Source organism: Oscillibacter sp., assembly GCF_032018205.1.
Lineage (GTDB): Bacteria > Bacillota > Clostridia > Oscillospirales > Oscillospiraceae > Oscillibacter.
Genome location: NZ_DALZOY010000007.1, coordinates 673 through 2149, shown reverse-complemented (window position 1 = coordinate 2149; position 1477 = coordinate 673). Strand labels below are relative to the sequence as shown.

Here is a 1477-nt window from a genome sequence, read left to right as displayed (position 1 = left end):
CCGCCTGAGACTCCGCCCGGACAATGGCGGCGCGGGCGGAGAAAATCTTGCCTGTTCTGACGGAGGAGGAGGCAGGGGTGTTCCGTCGGGGACGCAATGCCAATGTTCACACCGTTCCCAGCCATGCCAGCCGCGCTCAATACGCAGAGGCCACGGCGCTGGAGGCGCTGCTGGGCTGGCTGTACCTGTCCGGGCAAAAGGACCGGGTCAGCGAGCTGTTCGGTCTGATGATGGAAGGGGAGGGCTGATATGGCGCTGGACGCGGTCTGTCTGCGGGCAGTGGCGGAGGAGCTGCGGGGGCAGCTTTTGGGCGTGCGGGTGGATAAGGTGCAGCAGCCCGCAAAGGATCAGGTGGTTTTACTTCTGCGGGGCGGTCTGCGGCTGCTGCTAACAGCCGGGAACAATTCCCGTATCCAGCTTACCGGCCGGCTTCGGGATAACCCGGCGGAGCCGCCAATGTTCTGCATGCTTCTGCGCAAGCACTTGGTAGGGGCGCGGATTGCCGCCCTGACACAGCCGGGACTGGAGCGGCTGGTGGAATTGGAGATGAATGTGACCGACGATTTCGGTCAGCCGGGAAAACGGACGTTGGTTCTGGAAGCCATGGGCCGCAATTCCAACCTGATTTTGCTGGACGGGGAGCGGCGGATTGTGGAATGCCTGCGCCGGGTGGACGCGGAGATGTCCGCCCAGCGGCCCGTGCTGCCGGGACTTTTTTACCAGTATCCCCCCGCCGTGGAAAAAACCAACCTGCTGGAAGCGGAGGAGGACGACTTTTTTTCCCGTCTGGCCGCAGCCAACCCGGAGCGGCGGCTGGATGAGTTTTTGATGGATGGTTATTTTGGCGTTTCTCCGCTGCTTGCACGGGAGCTGGCTTTTCGCACAGCAGGGGAGACGGACAGCCGTCTTTTTTCTCTGGATGCCTCCGGAAAACGTCGGTTTTGGGAGGAAGTCTCCTCATTCCAAATGAGTGTCAATGAAAACCGGTTTACACCAACTTCTGTTTGGCGGGACGGAAAACCTATGGAATTATCCTGTTTTCCCATTGAGCAATACGGCCCAATGGCGGAGAGCCGCGTCTATCCCACCTTTTCCGACCTGTTGGATGATTTTTACGAGTCACGGGAGAGGCAGGAGCGGATCCGCCAGCGGGGGGCCGATTTGGTTCGGGCCGCCACCAACGCCCGGGACAGGCTGCGCCGAAAGCTGGCCATGCAGGAAAAGGACTATGCGGCAACGCAGGACCGGGACGCGCTGCGCCTCAGCGGCGAGTTGATTACCGCCAATCTCTACCGCATGGAAAAGGGGCAGCGAAAGCTGACATGCGAAAACTATTACGATGAAGGCCGGGAAATCGAGATTTTGCTGGACCCGCTGTTGGCGCCGCAGGAGAACGCGGCAAAGTATTTCAAGCGATATGCCAAGGCGAAAACCGCCGAGAGATACCTGAAAGAGCAAATGGAAATCGCGCGGCATG

General features: G+C 60.1%; 2 protein-coding genes. Both read left to right on the top strand.

Annotated elements, in window-relative coordinates; all coding sequences use genetic code 11:
* Positions 1–47 precede the first annotated feature (47 nt).
* Complete coding sequence (locus RTU96_RS06870) at positions 48–248, top strand: ribonuclease III domain-containing protein (RefSeq protein WP_312635773.1); 201 nt, start codon at positions 48–50, stop codon at positions 246–248.
* 1 nt (position 249) lies between these two features.
* Positions 250–1477, top strand: a 1228-nt coding sequence (locus tag RTU96_RS06865) for an NFACT family protein (RefSeq protein ID WP_312635771.1), incomplete at its 3' end; no start/stop codon positions are given.